We start from the raw sequence: 18,583 nt of genomic DNA, 5'->3' as shown, positions 1-18,583 counted from the left end.
GATGGTCTGGGCGCGGTCGCGCCGTGCGCTCCCGGATCGTGGCAGCGCCACGATCCGATGCCGTCCACCTCGGGCGTGACCCTGCTCATGTCCTGCGAGGCAGGGCGCCGGCATTCGCCGGCTGGGCTTTCGCACCCCGGATTGGCGCGCGGGCGTCTTCGGTCGCGCCGCGCGCGCCCGGATCGTGGCCCCGCCGGAATCCGGCTTTGTATCGGGATTGCCGGCCGCACTGGCCCCTGCCCGCCCGAGCCACTATGAAGGCGCTGCCATGATCATTGCGACGCAAACCCTCCGCCGGCGCCTGCCATCCCTCGCCGCGGCCGCGCTCACCGCGCTGCTGGCGCTGGCCGGCCCCGCCATCGCCCAGGTCAATCGCGTCGCCGCGGTGGTCAATGGCGACGTCATCACGCTGAACGAGGTCGAAAGCCGCCGCCGCCTGCTCGCCCTGTCAGCGGGCATGACCGGCGATGTCGCCGGCCGCGCCAATGACCAGATCCTGCGCCTGCTGATCAACGAACGCCTGCGCACCCAGGAAGTGGCGCGCCGCCGCATCCCGGTGACCGACCAGGACATCGCCAACGCGGTGGGCGACATCGAGACGCGCAACGGCCTGCAGCCGGGCGGCCTGCGGGAGAATCTGCGCCGCGGCGGGATCGACCCGCGCGTGCTGTATGACCAGATCCGCGCCCAGATCGGCTGGAACCGCCTGCTGCGCGGCCTGCTCGGCGACCAGGCGAATGTCAGCCAGGCGGAGATCGACGAATACCTCGCCAACTACCAGGCGCGCGCCGGCCAGCCGGAATACATGGTGTCCGAGATCTTCCTGCCGATCTCCACCCCCGGCCAGGAAGCCGAGGTGCAGCGCTTCACCGCCGACATCATCGCCCGGCTGCGCGCCGGCGCCCCCTTCACCATGGTGGCGACGCAGTTCAGCCAGTCGCAGTCGGCGATGCTGGGCGGCGATCTCGGCTGGACCCAGGCCGAGCGGCTGGACCCCGAGGTCGCGGCGGTCGTCCGCCAGATGCCCGAGGGCGCCGTTTCCAACCCGATCCGCGTCCCGGGCGGCTTCGTCATCGTCACGCTGCGCCAGAAGCGTTCCGCCGGACGCGACCTGGCGACCATGCTGACCGTGCGCCAGGCCGTCTTCCCCTTCGAAGGCCAGGTGAACCCGGTCGCGCCCACCGCGCAGCAGATGCGCCAGGTGGAAGCCGCCCAGCAGCTGTCGGAAAATGCGCGGTCCTGCGATGCGCTGGACGCCGCCGGCCGCGCAGGGGCGCGGGTGAACGACCCGGGGCAGGTGCGCCTTGATGCCATCACCCCGCCCGAACTGCGCGACCTGCTCGGCAGCCTGCCGCTCGGCCGGCCATCCCAGCCGATCATCGCCCCGGATGGCGCGATGGTGCTGGTCGTCTGCGGGCGGGAAACGCGCAACCTCGCCGAGGTCACCGCCGACCAGGCACGCGACAGGGTGGTGCGCGAACGCGTGGAACTGATCTCGCGCCAGGTGCTGCGCGACCTGCAACGGCGCGCGCAGATCGACATCCGAAGCGGGACACCGGCAGCGGCACCCGCACCGGCGGAGACGCGGCCGCCGGCGCGGCGCGGGTGACGCAGGGGGAAGCACGGTTGGAAGGGCGTCGCCCCTCCAAGCCAGCCCATCTGGAGCAGGATCCGTTCGCTTTCGCTCACGCCTCCTGCTCCATGCATTTGTTTGATCGTGTGATTCACGCCTCCGGTGAGTCCACCTGGGGCGATCACGCCTTCATGCCGATGGACCCTTGGTGGGCGAGGTCCGAAGGGCGCAAGGCCCCTTCCGGGACATCCCTGCGCCCATGACCCCCGCCGACCAGCCCACCCTGCGCGAGGCCATCGCCCGCCATGGCCTCGATGCGCGCAAATCGCTCGGCCAGCATTTCCTGCTCGATCCCTCGGTCTGCGCGCGCATCGCGGCCCTCGCCGGCGACCTGACGGGCCGGCATGTGCTCGAAGTCGGTCCCGGTCCGGGCGGGCTGACGCGGGCGCTGCTCGCCACGCCGGCGGCGCAGGTTGTGGCGATCGAACTCGACCGCCGCGCCGTGGCGCTGCTCGCCGAACTCGCCGCGGCGCATACCGGGCGCCTCGCGGTCATCGAGGGCGATGCGCTGAAGGCCGACGCGACCGCGCTGGTGCCGGCACCACGGCGGATCATCGCCAACCTGCCCTACAACGTCGCCTCCCCGCTGCTGGTGGGCTGGCTGCGCCAAGCCGCGGCCATCGAGGGCATGACCCTGATGTTCCAGCAGGAGGTGGCGGAACGCATCTGCGCCGCACCGGGCACCGGACCCTATGGAAGGCTGGCGGTGCTGGCCCAGTGGCGCTGCCGCTGCGACCTGTTGCTGCGCCTGCCGCCCGGCGCCTTCACCCCGCCGCCCAAGGTGTGGTCGGCCGTGGTCGGCTTCACCCCGCATGCCGAGGACCCCGGCCCGGCGCTGTTCAAGGCGATGGAACGCTGCACGGCGGCGGCCTTCGGGCAGCGGCGGAAGATGTTGCGGGGGGCGCTGAAATCCCTCGGCGACGCCGAGGGGCTGCTGGCGGCGGCCGGGATCGACGGGTCGCGCCGGGCGGAGACGCTGACCGTCGCCGAGTTCGACCGCCTCGCGCGTGAGGTGCTCGCCCGCGACGCTTGACGCGCGGCCTGCCCAGCAGGGAGGCTGCCGGCCGATTCGAGTCAGGAACGTCATCCATGCTGTTCGGTGGTATCTTCAGGCGCGGCAACTGCCGCTGCGGCTCGGCGTCGGATATCCATCCGTTGCGGGCCGAACCGGTGCAGCCGCAGCGCGGCGGCGACCCGGCGCTCGGCCCGGCCTTCGGGCCGCTGCCGGCACCGCTCGAATCCTGGCTGCGATTCGAGGAGAAGTCGATTGATGGGGGGACGATCACGATCGTCTATACCCTCGATGCCAAGAGCCATCCGCTCCATGCCCTGCCGCCGGAGCGCAGGGCCGCGCCCGCGGGGCCGGAGCCGTGCAAGGTGGCCGAGATCGACCTCGGGCAGGTCGCCGACCCGGCGCATCCGGCCCATGTGCAGCGCATTGCGCGGATGGCGGCGCATTCGCTGAAGGTCTTCGGCAAGCTGGGCTTCGAGGTCCCGAAGGACCTGACCATCCATCTCTGCACCTTCGGCGGCGAGGATGGTGCGAATTACCGTGGCGGGACCGAGGTCTGGCTCGACCATGTCTGGGTCTCGACCCGCCTCGACGGTGCGGATGCGCTGCTGACCGTGGCGCATGAAATCTTCCACCGCGTGCAATACGAATACAATCCGACCACGGCGAAGACCTCGCAGCTCTATGCCGCGCTGCGCGAAGGTGGGGCGCGGCTGGCCGAGGATTGGGTGCTCGATTCCGGCGATCGCTACCTCAAGGACGGCATCGAGTTCCTCGATGATCCGGGCCGCCCGCTGATCTACCACGGGGCGCCGGGCGGGGAGATCGCGCCGCACAGCTACGCCGCCGCGCTGTTCTGGCGCTGGCTGTGCGAACAGCATGGCGAGATCGCCCGCGATTCCGAGTTCGGGCATGAGGTGATGCGCACCATCCTCAAGCGCATGGTCAACACCGATGGCTACAGCCTGCTGGAATTGCGGGAGGCGCGCGGCATGGTGGTCGGCGAAGGGCATCTGGACCGGTTCGCACAGCTCAGCGTCGCCAATGGGGAGGTGCTGTCGACCGAGACGGATTGGGGGAATTTCCTCGTCGCCAACTGGATGCACGCCACCGGCAAGCCGAAATCCGACCGGCGCTTCGACTATGTCGAGAATGACGAGGGCGGCGGGCGCTTCAGCCGCAAGCGCCCCTTCGTCTGGCCCGGCGAGACGCTGCAGGCCGGCAAGCTTGCCGCCAAGCCCTATGTCTTCGAGATCCCCCAGGGCGCCGTCCGCGCCGGCTTCGCAGCGCGCTACACGGTGGTGGACCTGGGCGACGCGCCCCCGTCCCTGCTCAAGGTCGATTTCGCGGTGGAACAGGGCATGGGGGACCCGCTGGTCCAGATCCTGATGGTCGGCCGCGACGCCGCCGGGCAGGAACGCCTGAAGGACCTGATCCGTATCGACAGCACGCGCTGGACCCGCTTCGTGCCGACCACCGGCCTCACGCAGGTGGTGGTGATCGTCGCCGCGCGGGAGGAATCGGGGCGCTACCGCCTCGCCATCGGCGCGGCGGCGGGGCGGGCGGTGCTGCATGTGACGCCTTGGAACGCCGCCGCCGGCACCAGCTACGAGACCGACCCGCGCGACACGGACCGGCCCTGGAACTGGACCTCGCCCGACCTGATGCTGGACGGGAAGGAGCTGCGCCTGCGCGTGACCAATCGCGGCGATGCGCCGAGCGAGGCACTGACGGTGACGATCCACGCCCAGGGAACCGTCAATCTCCCGCTGCAGATCGGCCCCTGGCACCAGGTCGGGGAGGCGGCGAGCCTGCCGCCGATCGCGCCCGGCGCGGTCGGCGAGGTCCGCATTCCGTGGCAGCCGCCGCGCATGGCCGCCTCGGCGACATCCTGGGGCCTGCGCGCGACGGTGGCCGGCGGGTCGGACGGACGGCTGGTCGTGCTCTCCTCAATCGGAAAGCTGCCGCAGGCGCGGATCATCGACATGGTGCTGTGACGCGGATCACATGCCGCCATCCACCCTGACCGTAGTGTGAAGCACTTCAGAGGGGGGCCGGAGCCATCATGCCGCGGATGCGCGTCGCCAGCGGACGCAGGAACAGCTCCTCGGCGATCGCAAGCGCACGGCGGAACTGCGCCTCGGACGCTTCGTGCTCCCCTGCATCGCGGGCGAGCCGCGCGTCAATCATCAGCGCATGGGCAAGTGCGGCCCGCGCGCCCTGGCGTTCGGCCAAGCTGCGCGCCGCCTTCGCCTGGGTCGCCGCCGCCTCGACCTCGCCGGCCGCCAGATGCGCCTCGGCCAGCAGCGCAAGGCGCAACGGTTGCTGGAACTGGAAGCCCATCTCGTCGGCCTCCCGCACCGCGGCGGCCAGGTGACGCACGCCGTCCGGCCAGCGTCCGGCGGCGGTGCAGGCGGCGCCGAAGAAGCCCTCGGCGACCGGGATCATCAGCTGCGTCTCGGCCTTGCGCGCGTAATCCAGCGCGGCTTCGAGCGAGGCCATCGCCTTGGTGGGCTCGCCCGTCATCAGCCGCAGATGGCCATCGGCGATGGACGCGAAGATCGAGGTGAAGGGCCGCTGCACGGTCGCCGCCAGCGCCTGGCAGGCTTCGACGGCTTCCGAGGCGCGCTGGAATTCGCCGAGTTCGGCGAGCGCGCGGGCGCGGTAGCCAAGGGCGACGACGGCCAATGGCCGGTCGAGCCCGAAGCGGTCGAGATAGCCCGGCTGCTCCGCGAGTTCGGCGACCGTCGCCATCCCCGTCGCCGCGGCGGCGAACTGGTTCAGGCCCATCTGCCCAAGCCCCGCCTGGAAGCCCGCGCGCACGACCAGCGCGGCATCCCCGGCGCTGCGGCCGATCGCCGCGGCACGTTCCGCCGCCCCGATCGCCCCGGCATTGTCGCCGGCGAGCCAGCATTGGTGGCTCATGAAGATGGCGAGCTGACCGAGCTGCTGGTGGTCGCCCAGGCGCTGGGCCAGCGCCTCGGCCTGCCGCAGCCGCTCGAACAGCGGGCCGACCCGGCCGAGGCGGAACAGCGGCGTGCGCAGGTCGAAGCGCAGGTCGATCGACTCGCGCAGAACCTCCTCGGTCTCCGGCAGGCGGGACAGCGCGTCCATCGCCTGTTCGAGGAACTGCACCGCTTCGAGGTTGGCCGAGCGCGCCGCCGCCTTCGCACCCGCCTGCCTTCCGTAGCGCGCCGCCTTGTCCCAGGTCTCGCCGCGCGCCGCGTGCAGCGCCAGCGCCTCGACCCGGTTGGTCAGGCGGTCGCCGAGTTCGCCCTCCAGCACTTCCATCAGCCGCGCATGGCGGGTGCGGCGATGCGATTTCAGCATGCCGGCATACGTGGTTTCCTGGATCAGCGCGTGACAGAAGTCGAAGCTGTCCGCCGCCTCGCTCCGGGCAACCTGCAGCAGGTTTGCCGCCTCAAGGCGTGCCAGGGTGGGCAGCACCTCCCCCTCCCCGCGTTCGAGCATGGCGGCGAGGATGCGGGGTTCGACGCCGCGCGCCATGATCGCTGCGGCCTGCAGCACATGCTTGTCGTCGGGCAGCAGGCGGTCGATGCGGGACGCGATCAGGCTGCGCACGGTATCCGGCAGGTCGAGCGTGTCGATCTCGGCGACCAGCCGGTAGGCACCGCGTTGGCCGACCAGCGCCCCCTGTTCGAGCAGGGAGGAGACGCATTCCTCGAGGAAGAAGGGGTTGCCGCCGGTGCGCTCGGCCAGCACGGCGGCCAGACGGTGATTGCCGATGGCCTCGCCGAGCATGCGACGGATCAGGTCCAGCGTGTGGTCGCGCCCGAGCGGTTCGACCCGCACCGGGCTGATGCTGGATGGCCAGGAATGGGTGAATTCCGGCCGGTGGTCGAGCAGCAGCATCTGCCGCGTCGCGGGCAATTCCTCGGCGACGCGGTCGAGCACGGCGAGCGTCTCGCCATCCGCCCAGTGCAGGTCCTCGACCGTCAGCACGAGGGGCTGTTCCTCGGCGAGGTGGCGGAAGAAGCCGGTGAAGGCGGTATGCAGCCGGCGCTGGCGCTGGTCCGGGGCGAGCGCACGCCAAGCCGGTTCCTCGGCGCCGCGGCTGAGCGTGGCGACGAGCGCCGGCACCGCATCGGCCATGCCGGGGCCGGCATCGCGCAGCCCGTATTCGACGCGTTCATGCACGCGCGCCGTGTCGTCTTCGGGCGTGATGCCGAAATGCGTGCGCGCAAGGGTGGCAAGCGGCGCGAGCGGCGTGGTCGCATCGTATCGCTGGCAGAAGGCGTGCAGGACGCGCGGATTGTCGCGCGGCTGGCGGGCGAGGAATTCATGCACCAGGCGCGACTTGCCGCAGCCGGCATCGCCCACCAGTACGACGCCGCCGCCATGGCCCACGGTGCTGCGGTTCAGCGTGGCGTCCAGCACCGCCAATTCGCCGGTGCGGCTGACGAAGGGCGCCTGGCCGCGCCGCGCGCCGACCTGCAGGCGGGTCCGATTCGGATCGGCCGCGACGAGGCGGTAGACCTCCACCGGTTCGGTCGCGCCGCGCAGGTCGAGCATGCGCGGCGTATCGGCGGTGACGTAGCCTTCGACCAGCCGCAGCGTGGCAGCGGAAATCCAGGCCTCCCCGGGTTCGGTCGCCTGTTCGATCCGCGCGGCGATATGCACGACCGCCCCGGCAGCATCGAGGCCGGCGGAGAGGTCGTTGACGACATCGTGGACGACGACCTCGCCGGAATGCACGCCGATCCGCGCGGCGAAGTCGATGCCGTGGCGCGCGCGCTGCTCGACACCGATGCGGCGCAGCGCATCGCGCATGTGCAGCGCGGCGCAGCAGGCGCCGAGCGCGTGCTGTTCCATCGCCACCGGCGCGCCGAACATCGCCATGATGCCGTCGCCGACCACGCGGTTGACGGTGCCGCCGAAGCGACGGACCGCATTGCCCATTGCATCCATCGCCGGCTTGAACAGTTCCCGCGCGCGTTCCGGGTCCTCGTTGTAGATCAGCCGCGTCGAGCCGCGGATATCGGCGAACAGGACCGTGAGCGCCTTGCGTTCCTCGGTCCGGCTGGCGGGTGCGGGGGAGAGCGGCTGGCCGCAGCTATGGCAGAAGCGCGCACCCGCGAGCACGGGCACGGCGCATCTGGGACACCGGGAAGCATCTTCCGCAGCCGACATGAGGATGCGATACCACACGGAACAGGAATGAAGGACCCGTCATCATATGTCCGATGATCCATTCAAGGATATGCCCGCCGCCAAGGCCCGCGAAGCCGCCTTCGATGCGGATGCGGACGTCGCCTCCTATGAGATCCTGTGGCCGGCCGGGTCGGTGACGCGCGCGGTGTTCCACCCGGGCGCCTTCACCGTGACCTACAAGCAGGATGGGCGCATCCAGCGCTACCTGATGATCGACGGCGAATGGGTCGCGCAGGACCCCGAGGATGTCGTGGCAGGCAAACCGGTGGTGCGCAACGAGCCGGGCGTGATCCAGCGCGTGGTCAATCTCGGCACCGGCGATCTGGAAGCGGACAAGGACCAGGAAGGCGGACGGTCGAAGGTCTGGCCGTGAGGCGCGGGCGGCGCTGCCGGGACGTCGTTTGAGCGACGATTCTTGCCTGGCGGCGTGACCGCCACCGATGTTGCGCGCGGGGATTGGTTTGGCGTCGCGCCGTAGGCGCGCAGAATTGGTTGCGGCGCTTGGATGGAGAGGGGCTCTGCCCCTCTCCAAACCTCACCCCGCCAAAGGCCTAAGGGCCTCTGGACACCTCGAATTGGGGCCGTCGTTCCCTGCGGCGCCCAACCATCGAACCCTTCCGGACGGCGTCCGGGTGAGCATGCCGAAACGCCCGCGCCGCCCAAAGCCAGGTGATGGTTTCCAAAGGCCCGCCGGCCTTTGGTGGGGTGAGGTCCGGAGAGGGGCAAAGCCCCTTTCCGAGGTGCCCCACCCTCTCTGCTTCGGACGCATCGCGCTGGCGCCCTCCAGGTTCCACCATCCAGGAAATGGATCGTTCAGTTGCGCCCGAGGAATGCGCGGATGACCGCGACGGTCGCCGCCGGCTGTTCCTCCATCAGCCAATGGCCCGAATCGGCAACGACGGCTTCGTCCACATTCGTCGCCGCGAAGCGCATCACCGCCGCCATGGTCGGCCCGAAGGATGCACTGCCGCCGATCGCCAGCACCGGCATCGTCAACGGTCCGCGCGCGAGGAAGGCCCTGTTGTCGATCGCGTCCTGATCGAAGGCGGCGAATTGCGCGAAGCCCGCCCGCATCGCCCCGGGCTGCGCATACAGCCGCGCGTAGTGCTCGCGGGATGCCTCGTCGAAGCGGCGCGGATCGGCGGAGAACTCGTTCCAGAAGCGATCGAGGTAGATGCGTTCGCGGCCCGCAACCAGGCGCTCCATATCCGGCCCGCCGAAGCGGAAATGCCACAGCAGCGGGTTCTTCAGGATCTCCTCCCACGGTCCGATGCCGGGGACCGGCGCATCCATCAGCACGAAGCGCGTCACGCGGGCGGGGTACTGCGCGGCGAAGGCGTAGCCGACCATGTTGCCGATGTCGTGCGTCACCAGATCCGCCCGCTGGATGCCGAGCGCATCGAGCACGCGCGCCATGTCGCCGGCCTGGGTGCGCTTGTCGTAGCCGCCCTCGGGCTTGGAGGAGAGCCCCATGCCGCGCAGGTCCGGCGCGACCACCGTATGGTCACGCGCCAGCGCGGCAGCGAGCGGCGCCCACATGTCGCCGGTCTCGCCATAGCCATGGATCATCAGCACCGCCGGCCCCTGCCCGCCGATGCGGACATGGATGGTCGCACCATCGGTCTGGACCTGCTGGGTGCGGAAGCCGTCGGGAAAGGGGGGAACCTCGGCCGCTACGGGCATCGCGAAGGCCAGCGCGGCAGCCGCGCCGATCACGGAACGAAGCATCGTCGTCTCTCCTGCGCGGGCCGGGTCCGCATCATTGCGCGCCGGCCGCGTCTGTTGGCGCGACTATGGCGTTTTCGGATCGTTCGGAGCAGGCTCCGAATATCGAAACTGGAATTCGGCTTTCCCGAACGATGGTCAAGCTGGACGGCATCGCCGCCTTCGTCCTGGTCGCCGAGGCCGGGTCCATCAGCGAGGCCGCGCGGCGGCTGCGCCTGGCCAAGTCGGTGGTCAGCGAGCGGCTGGTCGAGCTTGAACGCAGCCTGGGCACGGTGCTGCTGCACCGCACGACGCGGCGGCTGTCCCTGACGGAGGATGGCGCGGCCTTCCTGGAACGCGCTGCCCGCATCACGCGGGAGGTGGAGGACGCCACCGCCGAGATGGCCGAGCGGCGCGGCAGCCTGGCCGGCCCGCTGCGGCTTTCGGCGCCGGTCACCTTCGGGCGGATGCATCTCGGCCCGGCGCTGTACCCGTTCCTCGCGACCCATCCCGACATCGCGCTGGCGCTCGATCTCGATGATCGCCGCGTCGATGCCGCGGCCGAAGGCTATGACGCCGTGATCCGCCACGGGCCCATCGAGGATAGCCGGCTGGTCGCGCTGCGCCTCGCCCCGAGCCGGCGATGCCTGGTCGCGTCGCCGGATTACCTGGCGCGCCATGGCACGCCGCGCTCGATTGCAGAGCTCGAACGGCATGGCGGCATCTTCTACGCGAATCGGGGCGTGGCGGATTGGCGCCTGGTCGGACCCGAAGGTGCGGCGCTGGTGCGCGCCCGCGTGGCGCTGCGCGTGAACAATGGCGATGTGATGCGCGATGCGGCCATGGCCGGGCTCGGCATCGCGCTGCTGCCATCCTTCATCGCCGGCGCGGCGCTGCGGGCGGGCGCGCTGCACGCCATCGATGTTGGCGCCGAAGCCGATCCCGAATTCATCGTCCTGGCGCATGTCGAGGGAAGGCGGAGCTCGGCCAAGATCCGTGCGCTGGTGGCGCATCTCCGCAGCGCCTTCGGCGATCCGCCGGTCTGGGACCGGCCCGTCAGCCCGGCCTGATCCAGCCCAGCACCGCCGCGAGGGTGAAGACCGAGATCACCGTCGAGACCAGCACCGTCGCGCCCGAGCGGTCCGCCCCGGTTGCGTAGCGCCGCGCCAGCAGGAAGGCGTTGGCACCGGTCGGCAGGGCGGCGGTCATCACCGCGACGCCGGTTTCAAGCTGCGACAGGCCCAGCAGCAGGCAGCCGGCCCAGACCAGCGGCGGCAGCGCGGCCAGCTTCAGCACGGTCGCCCAGGCGACCTCGCCCCAGGATTGCCCCGCGCGGAAGGCGGCGAGCGAGCCGCCCAGGCAGAACAGGGCGACAGGCGGTGTCGCGGCGCCCAGCATCTCCAGCGTGCGGCGCATGACGCCTGGGACCGGCAGGCCGATCGTGCTCCAGGCCAGGGCGACGAAGACCGTCGCCACCACCGGGTTGCGCACGACGCCGGTGATGGTCGCGACCACGATGCGCCGCCAGGGGGCGTGGCGATGCAGGCCGATCTCGGCCACCACCGTCGCCAGCGTCAGCAGCACCATGGAATGCAGCGCGATGATGGTGATCAGGATCGGCAACCCGGCCTGGCCGAAGGCCGCGGTGATCAGCGGAATGCCCATCATCACCGTATTGCCGAAGGTGCAGTTCAGGGCGAACAGCCCCGCCTCCCCCAAGGGCATGTGCATCCGCATCGTGCCGAGCCACAGTGCCGCGCCGTAGATCAGCAGTGCCGCGCCGAAGAAGGCGAGGGCCGCCGGCCCGCCGCCGCCATGGCCGGATGTGCCGCCGACGAACAGCAGCGCCGGTGCCGCCAGGCTGAAGGTGAAGTCGTTCAGCCCGCGAAACCCTGCCTGGTCGATGAAGCCCCGCACCGCCGCCAGGTAGCCGAGCCCGACGATGATGAAGACCGGTGCGACGATGCCGAGGATGACGCCCAAGCGTCAGCCCGCCAGCAACTGCGCGATGAAGCCGGCCATGCCGGGCTGGCGGCGGCGTTCGCTGCGCGCGGCGTGCAGGATGGACCGCACCTGCGCGACAGTCGCCGCGAAATCGCGGTTGACCACCACGTGGTCGAATTCGTCCCAGTGGGTGATTTCCTCGCGCGCGGCGGCCATGCGGCGGGCGATCTCGACCTCGCTGTCCTGGCCGCGGCCGCGCAGGCGGGCTTCCAGGTCGGGCAGCGAGGGCGGCAACAGGAAGATACCGACGACATCCTCGGGCAGCGTCGCCTTCATCTGGCGATGGCCCTGCCATTCGATGTCGAACAGCACGTCATGGCCGGATGCGAGCGCGGTCTCGACCGGCCCGCGCGGCGTGCCATAGGCGCGGCCGAGGAAGCGCGCGTGTTCGAGGAACTCGCCGCGCGCCGCCATGGCATCGAATTCGGCATCCAACTTGAAGAAGTAGTGGACGCCTTCCTGTTCGGCCGGGCGCGGGGCGCGGGTGGTCGCGCTGATCGACAGCGACAGCGCGGGTTCGGTTTCCAGCAGGGCGCGGGAGACAGAGGTCTTGCCGGCCCCCGGAGCAGCGGCAAGCACCAGGCACAGGCCGCGCCGGGCGATCGGATCCATCGCCGTCACCGGACGCCGCCCAGATCGGGCTGGATTGTATTGTGCAGTGCACCAACCCATGTTCCTGAGCAGGTTAGGGAGGAACGCCACACAGGAGTGTTCCCAATGCCGCTTACGATCTTCCTCATCGTCCTCGCCGCCCTTGCCGCCGTGCAACTCGCCGCCGGCATCATGGTTGATGCCGACCGGACGCTGCCGCACCGCCTGCCGGAAGCCTGATCCGGCAGCCGGCACCGGTCCCGCATCGCGCGGGGCCGGCTGCGGGCGGGCTCATTCCACATTCGCCGACTGTTCCTTCAGCCGCTCGATCGCCGCCTTGAGGTCGAGGCCGATGCGCGTCAGCGGGATGGAGGATGACTTGCTGCACAGCGTATTGGCCTCGCGCACGAATTCCTGCGTCAGGAAGTCGAGCTTGCGGCCGATCGCATCGCCCGAGGTCAACAGCCGCCGCGCCTCGGCGATATGGGCGGACAGACGGTCGAGTTCTTCCCGAACATCGGATTTGGTCGCCAGAAGTGCCACTTCCTGGGCCAGTCGTTCCTCGGGCACGCGGCGTTCGCCTTCCAGCAGCGCGGCGAGGCTTTCGCGCAGGCGTGCCAGGTGCAACGCCGGCTGGTCGGCGGCTTCGGTGGTGGCAAGGCCGTGCAGCGCCGCGACCTCATCGAGCAGCACGCCGAGGATGGCGGAGAGCTTCTCCCCCTCCGCCCGGCGGGAGGCGATCAGCCCGTCCAGCGCCGTCGCGTAGGCCGCGGCGATGGCGGTGCGCTTGGCGTCCTCCTCCGCTTCGTCCGGTTCCACGACCTCGGCGCGCAGCACGCCGGGCAGGGTCAGCAGCGATTCGGCCCGCGGCGGCGGGCAGCCCGGGATGCGCAGCACCAGGTCGAGCGCGATCTTGAGCGCATGTTCGAGTGCGGCCGGATCGGGCGTCAGCCGCGACGCGCCGCGTTCCTCCCGCTTCACCGTCAGGGTGGCGGAGACGTTGCCGCGCTTGAGCAGCTTCGCCGTGGCTTCCTTCAGCGGGGTCTCGATCGCATCGAAGCCGTTGGGCAGGCGGAGGCGGACATCGAGCCCCCGGCCGTTGACGGAGCGCAATTCCCACAGGAAGGAGGAACCGTCGGCCAGCGTGCCGCCCTCACGGGCGAAGCCGGTCATGGAGGAGAGGGGATGTGCGGCCATGGCGCCGCTTCTCCCCCGGGGAGGAGCGCGATGCAAGCCGGCTGGGACCATGTGCTGATCACCGGGGCGTCCTCGGGCCTGGGGCGGGCGCTGGCGGGGGGCTGCGCGCGGCCCGGCGCGGTTCTGCACCTGTCCGGCCGCGATGCCGCCAGGCTCGACGAAGCCGCCGCCGCATGCCGGGCGCGCGGGGCGGAGGTGCGCCCTGTCGTGCTCGATGTGCGCGACGCCGATGCCATGGCCGGCTGGATAGCGGGCGCGGGGCGGCTCGACCTGGTCATCGCCAATGCGGGTGTGTCCGCCGGGACAGGCGGGACGGCCGAACCCAGCGACCAGACCCGGCGCATCTTCGACATCAACGTCACCGGCGTGCTGAACACCGCCCTGCCCGCCATCGACGTCATGGCGGCGCAGGCGCCGGGGAAGGACGGGCTGCGCGGGCGGGTGGCGGTGGTGGCCTCGCTGGCCGCGTTCGTCGCGGCACCCGGCGCGCCGACCTACTGCGCGACCAAGGCCGCGGTGCAACGCTGGGCCGAGGCGCTGGACGCGTCCGAGCGCCGGCGCGGCATCCGGATGCACGCGATCTGCCCGGGCTATGTCCGCACGCCGATGACGGCGCGCAATGCATTCAAGATGCCGTTCCTGATGGATGCCGAGGAGGCCGCGCGACGCACGCTGGACGGCATCGCGCGGGGGCGCACGCGAATCGCCTATCCCTGGCCGACCTATGCCGGTGCCCGCATCCTGGGCATGCTGCCGATCGCGGCGCGCGCCTGGTTCTTCAGCCGCATGCCCGCCAAGGCAGCCGACGGGACCATCTGAGATGCGGGAACTGACGACGGACGGATTGCTCGATGCCGTCCGCGCCTGGGTGGTGATCGAAAGCCCCACCAATGACGCCGAAGGCGTGAACCGCGTCGCCGACCATGCCGGGACCCTGTTGCGCGGCATCGGCGCGAGCATCGAACGCATGCCCGGCCGCGACGGCTACGGCGACATCCTGGTCGGGCGCGTGGCGGGCGAGGTGAACGGCCCGGGCCTGCTGCTGCTGGGCCACATGGACACGGTGCATCAGCGCGGGGTGTTCGGTTATCGCGTCGAGGGCGATCGCGCCTATGGCCCCGGCATCTACGACATGAAGGGCGGCAATGCGATGGCGGTCGCCGCGTTGCAGCACCTGCACGCGACCGGCCGCCGCCCGCGCCTGCCAATCAGCGTGATGATGATCCCGGATGAGGAAGTGGGCAGCCCGTCATCGCGCGCGGCCATCGAGGCGGAGGCGTTGCGGCACCGCGCCGCGCTGGTGTTCGAACCCTCCGGCGAGGGCGGGAAGTTCACGGTGGGACGTCACGGCATCGCGCGCTGGCATCTCCGCACCGAAGGTCGGCCGGCGCATGCCGGGGCGTATCACGCCGAGGGGCGCAGCGCGGTGCGGGAGATGGCGCACCACATCCTGGCGCTGGAATCCCTGACCGACCATCCGCGCAACTTCTACGTCAACATCGGCATCATCAACGGCGGCACGCATGAGAACATGGTGCCCGCCGAATGCAGCGCGATCTGCTATGCGCTGGTGCCGACGGCGGCGGAGGAAGCGGAATTGCGCGCCGCGATCCACGCCCTGCCGCAGCACGACCCCGATGTGCGCACGGCTGTGACGGCAGGGCTCGGCCGCCCGCCATTCGCGAAGACGCCGGCGATCCAGGCGCTGTACAACTATGCCGCGATGCTGGCCGCGGAAGCAGGGTTGCCCTCGGCCGGGGAACGAGTCGCGGGCGGCGGGTCGGACGGCAACTTCACAGGGGCGCTGGGGGTGCCGACGCTCGATGGCCTCGGCGTGATCGGTGGCGGACCGCATACGCGGGAAGAATACATCGAGCTGGCCTGCCTGGTCCCGCGCACGCGGATGCTCGCGCGGCTGTTCGAGACGCTGGGGCCGGGGGTGGCCGGGCTATAGGCCGAGCCGCGCCCAAGGGCTGCGCTGCCACGTCAGCCACAGCGTCATGATCGCCTGTCGCGTATGACCCCAGGCAGGAACCCGTCCTCAAACATGTCCGGGGAAACATGCCGCCCCTCGATCGGCGTGTTCATCCTCGCCGGCACTGGACGCGCCCGCCCATCCCGACCGAGCACCCGGTCGGCCGGACCCATCACCGGCGTCCAAGCGAGCTCCGAACGTCGATAGAAGCCGCGGCCCCAACGCTCGAAGATTTCGCTGGTCAGCCAGAAGCCCTCCTCAAACGCATCTGGCATCTCCGAGAGCCGGTCATCGTAGTGGGCAGCGTCGTCCGGTTGGGCCAAGTCGAAGACATGAAGCGCCGTCGCCACGTCGCAATCCTCGCGGCGGACGATCCAGAAGAGGGGTTCAACCCCATGGTCCCAGTTCCAGCCGAGGACGAGGGCGTGGCGCTCATCCGATGAGGCCCCGCCAGTCAGCCAGCCGGCTATCCGCGCACCGGCTGCCTTCTCCTCGCGCGCCCAGGTCGCGAGCATAGCGTCGTCGTCCCCCCGGGTCGTCGATGGATTGCCAAGATGCCGGCGGCGCTGCGCCCGCCTTGCCGCCATGCTCTCGCGCATCTCCCGCTGCCGGACCTCCCATTCGCGTCCGAAATCGCGATCCCGCGCGGCCTCACGCGGCAGGCCAAGAGTGAAGGCGACCACCTGATTATCGGCCACCGCGATAGTGATCGCGTGGCCGCTCGCCGTCATGGCACCGGTGTAAGGGACCCAGCGCGGCACGCCCGGGCGCGCCGAGGGTGCGGCTGACGGAGCCCCGGGCACGAGCGTCGGATGGCGGCGCAGCAAGTCCGGCAGCGGTAGCCCAATCCGCAACCCGTCGATGTCGAGGTGCGGCGGAAAGCCCCTGCCGAAGATGATGTCCCGTGCCACCCCATCGGGTCCGAAATTCAGCCACACGCTGAAGCCGTCTTCCTGGACCCCGTCCGATCGCCAGCGCATCCGGCCGCCGCTCATCGCCGTGAGACGCTCCGCTTCGCTGCGCGGCACGGGGGGACGCAGGTCGAGGAAGCGCCGCGCGGCCTCCGCCGAGGATTGGGCGGCCTTGCGTTTGCTGAAAAGTATGCTGAGGAGCGGTCCAAGCCACATCCGTAGGTCTCTCCATCGCCCTGCTACAGCCCCAGTCTGGCCCAGGCGGCGCGTTCCTCGGCTACCGCGGCGATCGCCTCCACCCCCTCCCGCGCGCCGGGGATCAGGCGCCACGGGAAAGGCCGCCTGCGCTGGCCAAGGCGGATCATCTTCACCTTCTCCCCGAAGCGCCGCTTCGCCTCGCCCTCAGCATCGCCGAGCGCATCCGCAAGGCCAAGCTCCACCGCCTGCCGCCCGGTCCAGAAGCGGCCGGTGAACAGCGTTTCTTCCGCCGCCTTCAGCTTCGGCCCGCGACGCGCGCGGACCCAGGATTTGAATTCGTCATGGAGTTTCCCGAGCAAATCCTCCAGCCGCGCGACATCCGGTTCGCGTTCCGGCCGGAACGGATCGAGGAAGGATTTTTCCGCCCCCGCCGTGCGCAGGCGGCGCTGCACGCCAAGCCGCGCGATCGCCTGGTCGAAGCCGAAGCCGGCGCTGATCACGCCGATCGACCCCAGGATCGAGGCCGGGTCGGCGACGATCTCATCCGCCGCGCAGGCAATCCAGTAGCCCCCGGAAGCCGCCGCGTCCTCGACCACGGCAATGACCGGGACCTTCTTCTCCTCCGCCAGGCGGCGGATGCGGCGGGCGATCAGGGATGACTGCACCGGCGAGCCGCCCGGCGAATTCACCACGAGAATCACCGCCGACAGCCGCTTGATGGCAAAGGCACGGTCGAGCACCGGGCCGATGCCCGCATCGTTCAGCCCGGCGCCGAAAGGGCCGGACGGCGCGGCGATCAGCCCGGCCAGGCGAACCAGCGCCACGCGCGGAGGGCGGTCGAGGAAGGGAAGTTTCATACGCCTTAGATGCCGACGCGGCGTGCCGCATCAAGCCGGCGTTTCACAGCACGCATGACGCCAGCGTCCCACCGGGCGCATCAAGCAGCCTTGCCGTGGGCCGCCCCGCGCGCTGCAATGCACCCATGACCGATGACCGCGTCCTGATTGCCGGTGCGGGCCCTGCCGGGCTCGTTGCCGCCGCCGTGCTCGCCGATGCCGGCATTCCCATCACCATCATCGAACAGGCGCGCGACCTGCCCGACGACCTCCGCGCCTCGACCTTCCATCCGCCGACGCTCGACATGCTCGACCGCTTCGGCGTGACCGGGGCGATGATCGAACAGGGACTGATCTGCCCGACCTGGCAGTTCCGCGACCGGCATGCCGGCGTAATCGCGACCTTCGACCTGGGCCTGCTGAAGGACGACACGAACCACCCGTATCGGCTGCAATGCGAGCAGTGGCGCCTGACACGCATGCTGCGGGACCGCCTGCCGACGGAAGCCTTCCTGTATGATGCGAAGGCGGTCGATGTGGCGCAGGATGCCGATGGCGCGACGCTGACCGTCGAACGCCCGGACGGGTCGCGCGAGCCGATTCGCGGCCGCTACCTGATCGGCGCGGATGGCGCCTCCTCGGCGGTGCGCAAGGCGCTCGGCATCGGCTTCGAGGGGGAGACGATCCCCGAGATCTTCCTGACGCTGTCGACAACCTTCCCGTTCCACGATCACATCGCCGACCTGACCAACATCGCCTACATCTCCGACCCTGAGGAATGGTTCGTGCTGCTGCGCACCGCATCCCTGTGGCGCGTGCTGTTCCCCACCGACGCCGCCGAACCCGAATCGCGCATGATGGACCCTGTTCGCATCGAGGAACGGCTGCAGGCGGTGGTGCCGAACCCGGCGGGGTATGAACTGCGCCACCGCACCGCGTATCGGGTGCATGAACGCGTCGCCGACACCTATGCGAAGGGCCGCTGCTTCATCGCCGGCGATGCCGCGCATATCAACAACCCGCTGGGTGGGATGGGGATGAATGGCGGCGTGCATGATGCCTTCAACCTCGCCGGCAAGCTGACGGAGGTCTGGCGCGGCGCCGACCCCGCGCTGCTGGATCGCTACACGCGCCAACGCCGGAAGGTGGCGCTGGAGACGGTGCAGGCAACGACCATGCGCAACCGCCAGATCCTCAACCAGCGCGACCCCGTGGTGCGCCGCGCCTATCATGACGAGTTGCGCGCGACGGCGGCGGATCCGCTGAAGCATCGCGCTTTCCTGCTGCGCAGCTCGATGATCCAATCGCTGCGCGACCTGGAGCAGGTGGCGTGACCCGAAGCGACCTCGA

At 70.4% G+C, this 18,583-nt stretch carries 15 protein-coding genes; 8 read left to right on the top strand and 7 right to left on the bottom strand.

The window, feature by feature from the left end; translation table 11 throughout:
* Positions 1-268 precede the first annotated feature (268 nt).
* The 3 genes from AAFN86_RS00325 to AAFN86_RS00315 all read left to right on the top strand — a co-directional run bounded on the left by AAFN86_RS00325 (position 269) and on the right by AAFN86_RS00315 (position 4,642).
* The gene (locus AAFN86_RS00325; protein ID WP_347541173.1) at positions 269-1,609 is read left to right on the top strand and encodes a peptidylprolyl isomerase; all 1,341 of its coding nucleotides are present in this window, start codon (positions 269-271) and stop codon (positions 1,607-1,609) included.
* A 223-nt stretch (positions 1,610-1,832) separates the two neighbouring features.
* Positions 1,833-2,666: a 16S rRNA (adenine(1518)-N(6)/adenine(1519)-N(6))-dimethyltransferase RsmA gene (gene rsmA, locus AAFN86_RS00320; protein WP_347541170.1), complete on the top strand. Its 834-nt coding sequence runs from the start codon at positions 1,833-1,835 to the stop codon at positions 2,664-2,666.
* 56 nt (positions 2,667-2,722) lie between these two features.
* Positions 2,723-4,642 (top strand): hypothetical protein, encoded by a 1,920-nt coding sequence (locus AAFN86_RS00315; protein ID WP_347541168.1) that lies wholly within the window; start codon positions 2,723-2,725, stop codon positions 4,640-4,642.
* A gap of 46 nt (positions 4,643-4,688) precedes the next feature.
* On the opposite strand, the gene AAFN86_RS00310 is transcribed toward AAFN86_RS00315, so the two are convergent.
* Positions 4,689-7,754 carry an AAA family ATPase gene (locus AAFN86_RS00310; protein WP_347541166.1) on the bottom strand — a complete coding sequence of 1,022 codons (3,066 nt, stop codon included), beginning with the start codon at positions 7,752-7,754 and terminating at the stop codon, positions 4,689-4,691.
* Positions 7,755-7,842: 88 nt separating this feature from the next.
* On the opposite strand from AAFN86_RS00310, the gene AAFN86_RS00305 reads away from it, so the two are divergent.
* Entirely contained in the window at positions 7,843-8,190 is a 348-nt protein-coding gene (locus tag AAFN86_RS00305) for a hypothetical protein (RefSeq protein ID WP_347541164.1), read from the top strand.
* A gap of 440 nt (positions 8,191-8,630) precedes the next feature.
* Here AAFN86_RS00305 and AAFN86_RS00300 read toward each other — a convergent pair whose 3' ends face one another.
* Positions 8,631-9,545: an alpha/beta hydrolase gene (locus tag AAFN86_RS00300; RefSeq protein ID WP_347541163.1), complete on the bottom strand. Its 915-nt coding sequence runs from the start codon at positions 9,543-9,545 to the stop codon at positions 8,631-8,633.
* Positions 9,546-9,676: 131 nt separating this feature from the next.
* Here AAFN86_RS00300 and AAFN86_RS00295 point away from each other — a divergent pair, with 131 nt between their 5' ends.
* Positions 9,677-10,591 (top strand): LysR family transcriptional regulator, encoded by a 915-nt coding sequence (locus tag AAFN86_RS00295; protein WP_347541161.1) that lies wholly within the window; start codon positions 9,677-9,679, stop codon positions 10,589-10,591.
* Here the strand turns inward: AAFN86_RS00295 and AAFN86_RS00290 are convergent.
* The 3 genes from AAFN86_RS00290 to AAFN86_RS00280 all read right to left on the bottom strand — a co-directional run bounded on the left by AAFN86_RS00290 (position 10,578) and on the right by AAFN86_RS00280 (position 13,313).
* Complete coding sequence (locus AAFN86_RS00290) at positions 10,578-11,504, bottom strand: AEC family transporter (protein ID WP_347541159.1); 927 nt, start codon at positions 11,502-11,504, stop codon at positions 10,578-10,580. The genes AAFN86_RS00295 and AAFN86_RS00290 overlap by 14 nt on opposite strands.
* Positions 11,505-11,507: 3 nt before the next feature.
* Positions 11,508-12,137, bottom strand: a complete 630-nt coding sequence (gene gmk, locus AAFN86_RS00285) for a guanylate kinase (RefSeq protein ID WP_347541157.1) — start codon at positions 12,135-12,137, stop codon at positions 11,508-11,510.
* Positions 12,138-12,407: 270 nt separating this feature from the next.
* On the bottom strand, positions 12,408-13,313 hold the full coding sequence (locus AAFN86_RS00280) for a YicC/YloC family endoribonuclease (RefSeq protein ID WP_347541155.1): 906 nt from the start codon (positions 13,311-13,313) through the stop codon (positions 12,408-12,410).
* A gap of 30 nt (positions 13,314-13,343) precedes the next feature.
* Between AAFN86_RS00280 and AAFN86_RS00275 the strand changes: the two genes are divergently transcribed.
* Positions 13,344-14,132 (top strand): SDR family NAD(P)-dependent oxidoreductase, encoded by a 789-nt coding sequence (locus AAFN86_RS00275; protein WP_347541153.1) that lies wholly within the window; start codon positions 13,344-13,346, stop codon positions 14,130-14,132.
* Between the two features lies 1 nt (position 14,133).
* Positions 14,134-15,267, top strand: coding sequence for a M20 family metallopeptidase (locus AAFN86_RS00270; protein ID WP_347541151.1), 1,134 nt, complete (start codon positions 14,134-14,136; stop codon positions 15,265-15,267).
* A 44-nt stretch (positions 15,268-15,311) separates the two neighbouring features.
* Here the strand turns inward: AAFN86_RS00270 and AAFN86_RS00265 are convergent, their stop codons facing one another.
* Positions 15,312-16,415 carry a DUF4274 domain-containing protein gene (locus AAFN86_RS00265; RefSeq protein WP_347541149.1) on the bottom strand — a complete coding sequence of 368 codons (1,104 nt, stop codon included), beginning with the start codon at positions 16,413-16,415 and terminating at the stop codon, positions 15,312-15,314.
* Between the two features lie 23 nt (positions 16,416-16,438).
* Entirely contained in the window at positions 16,439-17,254 is an 816-nt protein-coding gene (locus AAFN86_RS00260; RefSeq protein WP_347541147.1) for a S49 family peptidase, read from the bottom strand.
* A gap of 125 nt (positions 17,255-17,379) precedes the next feature.
* Between AAFN86_RS00260 and AAFN86_RS00255 the strand changes: the two genes are divergently transcribed.
* Positions 17,380-18,567 carry an FAD-dependent monooxygenase gene (locus AAFN86_RS00255; RefSeq protein ID WP_347541145.1) on the top strand — a complete coding sequence of 396 codons (1,188 nt, stop codon included), beginning with the start codon at positions 17,380-17,382 and terminating at the stop codon, positions 18,565-18,567.
* Positions 18,568-18,583 lie beyond the last annotated feature (16 nt).

Origin of the sequence: Roseomonas sp. CAU 1739 (assembly GCF_039839775.1) — a bacterium.
In the GTDB taxonomy this organism is placed as follows: Bacteria; Pseudomonadota; Alphaproteobacteria; order Acetobacterales; family Acetobacteraceae; genus Neoroseomonas.
This window is presented reverse-complemented; position numbering and strand designations above follow the sequence as displayed.

What these genes read in the sequence shown, in the direction of transcription:
- AAFN86_RS00325 (WP_347541173.1), top strand. Translation starts at nt 269, where the DNA reads ATGATCATTGCGACGCAAACCCTCCGCCGGCGCCTGCCATCCCTCGCC.
- rsmA (WP_347541170.1), top strand. Translation starts at nt 1,833, where the DNA reads ATGACCCCCGCCGACCAGCCCACCCTGCGCGAGGCCATCGCCCGCCAT.
- AAFN86_RS00315 (WP_347541168.1), top strand. Translation starts at nt 2,723, where the DNA reads ATGCTGTTCGGTGGTATCTTCAGGCGCGGCAACTGCCGCTGCGGCTCG.
- AAFN86_RS00305 (WP_347541164.1), top strand. Translation starts at nt 7,843, where the DNA reads ATGTCCGATGATCCATTCAAGGATATGCCCGCCGCCAAGGCCCGCGAA.
- AAFN86_RS00300 (WP_347541163.1), bottom strand. Translation starts at nt 9,545, where the DNA reads ATGCTTCGTTCCGTGATCGGCGCGGCTGCCGCGCTGGCCTTCGCGATG.
- AAFN86_RS00295 (WP_347541161.1), top strand. Translation starts at nt 9,677, where the DNA reads ATGGTCAAGCTGGACGGCATCGCCGCCTTCGTCCTGGTCGCCGAGGCC.
- gmk (WP_347541157.1), bottom strand. Translation starts at nt 12,137, where the DNA reads ATGGATCCGATCGCCCGGCGCGGCCTGTGCCTGGTGCTTGCCGCTGCT.
- AAFN86_RS00280 (WP_347541155.1), bottom strand. Translation starts at nt 13,313, where the DNA reads ATGGCCGCACATCCCCTCTCCTCCATGACCGGCTTCGCCCGTGAGGGC.
- AAFN86_RS00275 (WP_347541153.1), top strand. Translation starts at nt 13,344, where the DNA reads ATGCAAGCCGGCTGGGACCATGTGCTGATCACCGGGGCGTCCTCGGGC.
- AAFN86_RS00270 (WP_347541151.1), top strand. Translation starts at nt 14,134, where the DNA reads ATGCGGGAACTGACGACGGACGGATTGCTCGATGCCGTCCGCGCCTGG.
- AAFN86_RS00265 (WP_347541149.1), bottom strand. Translation starts at nt 16,415, where the DNA reads ATGTGGCTTGGACCGCTCCTCAGCATACTTTTCAGCAAACGCAAGGCC.
- AAFN86_RS00260 (WP_347541147.1), bottom strand. Translation starts at nt 17,254, where the DNA reads ATGAAACTTCCCTTCCTCGACCGCCCTCCGCGCGTGGCGCTGGTTCGC.
- AAFN86_RS00255 (WP_347541145.1), top strand. Translation starts at nt 17,380, where the DNA reads ATGACCGATGACCGCGTCCTGATTGCCGGTGCGGGCCCTGCCGGGCTC.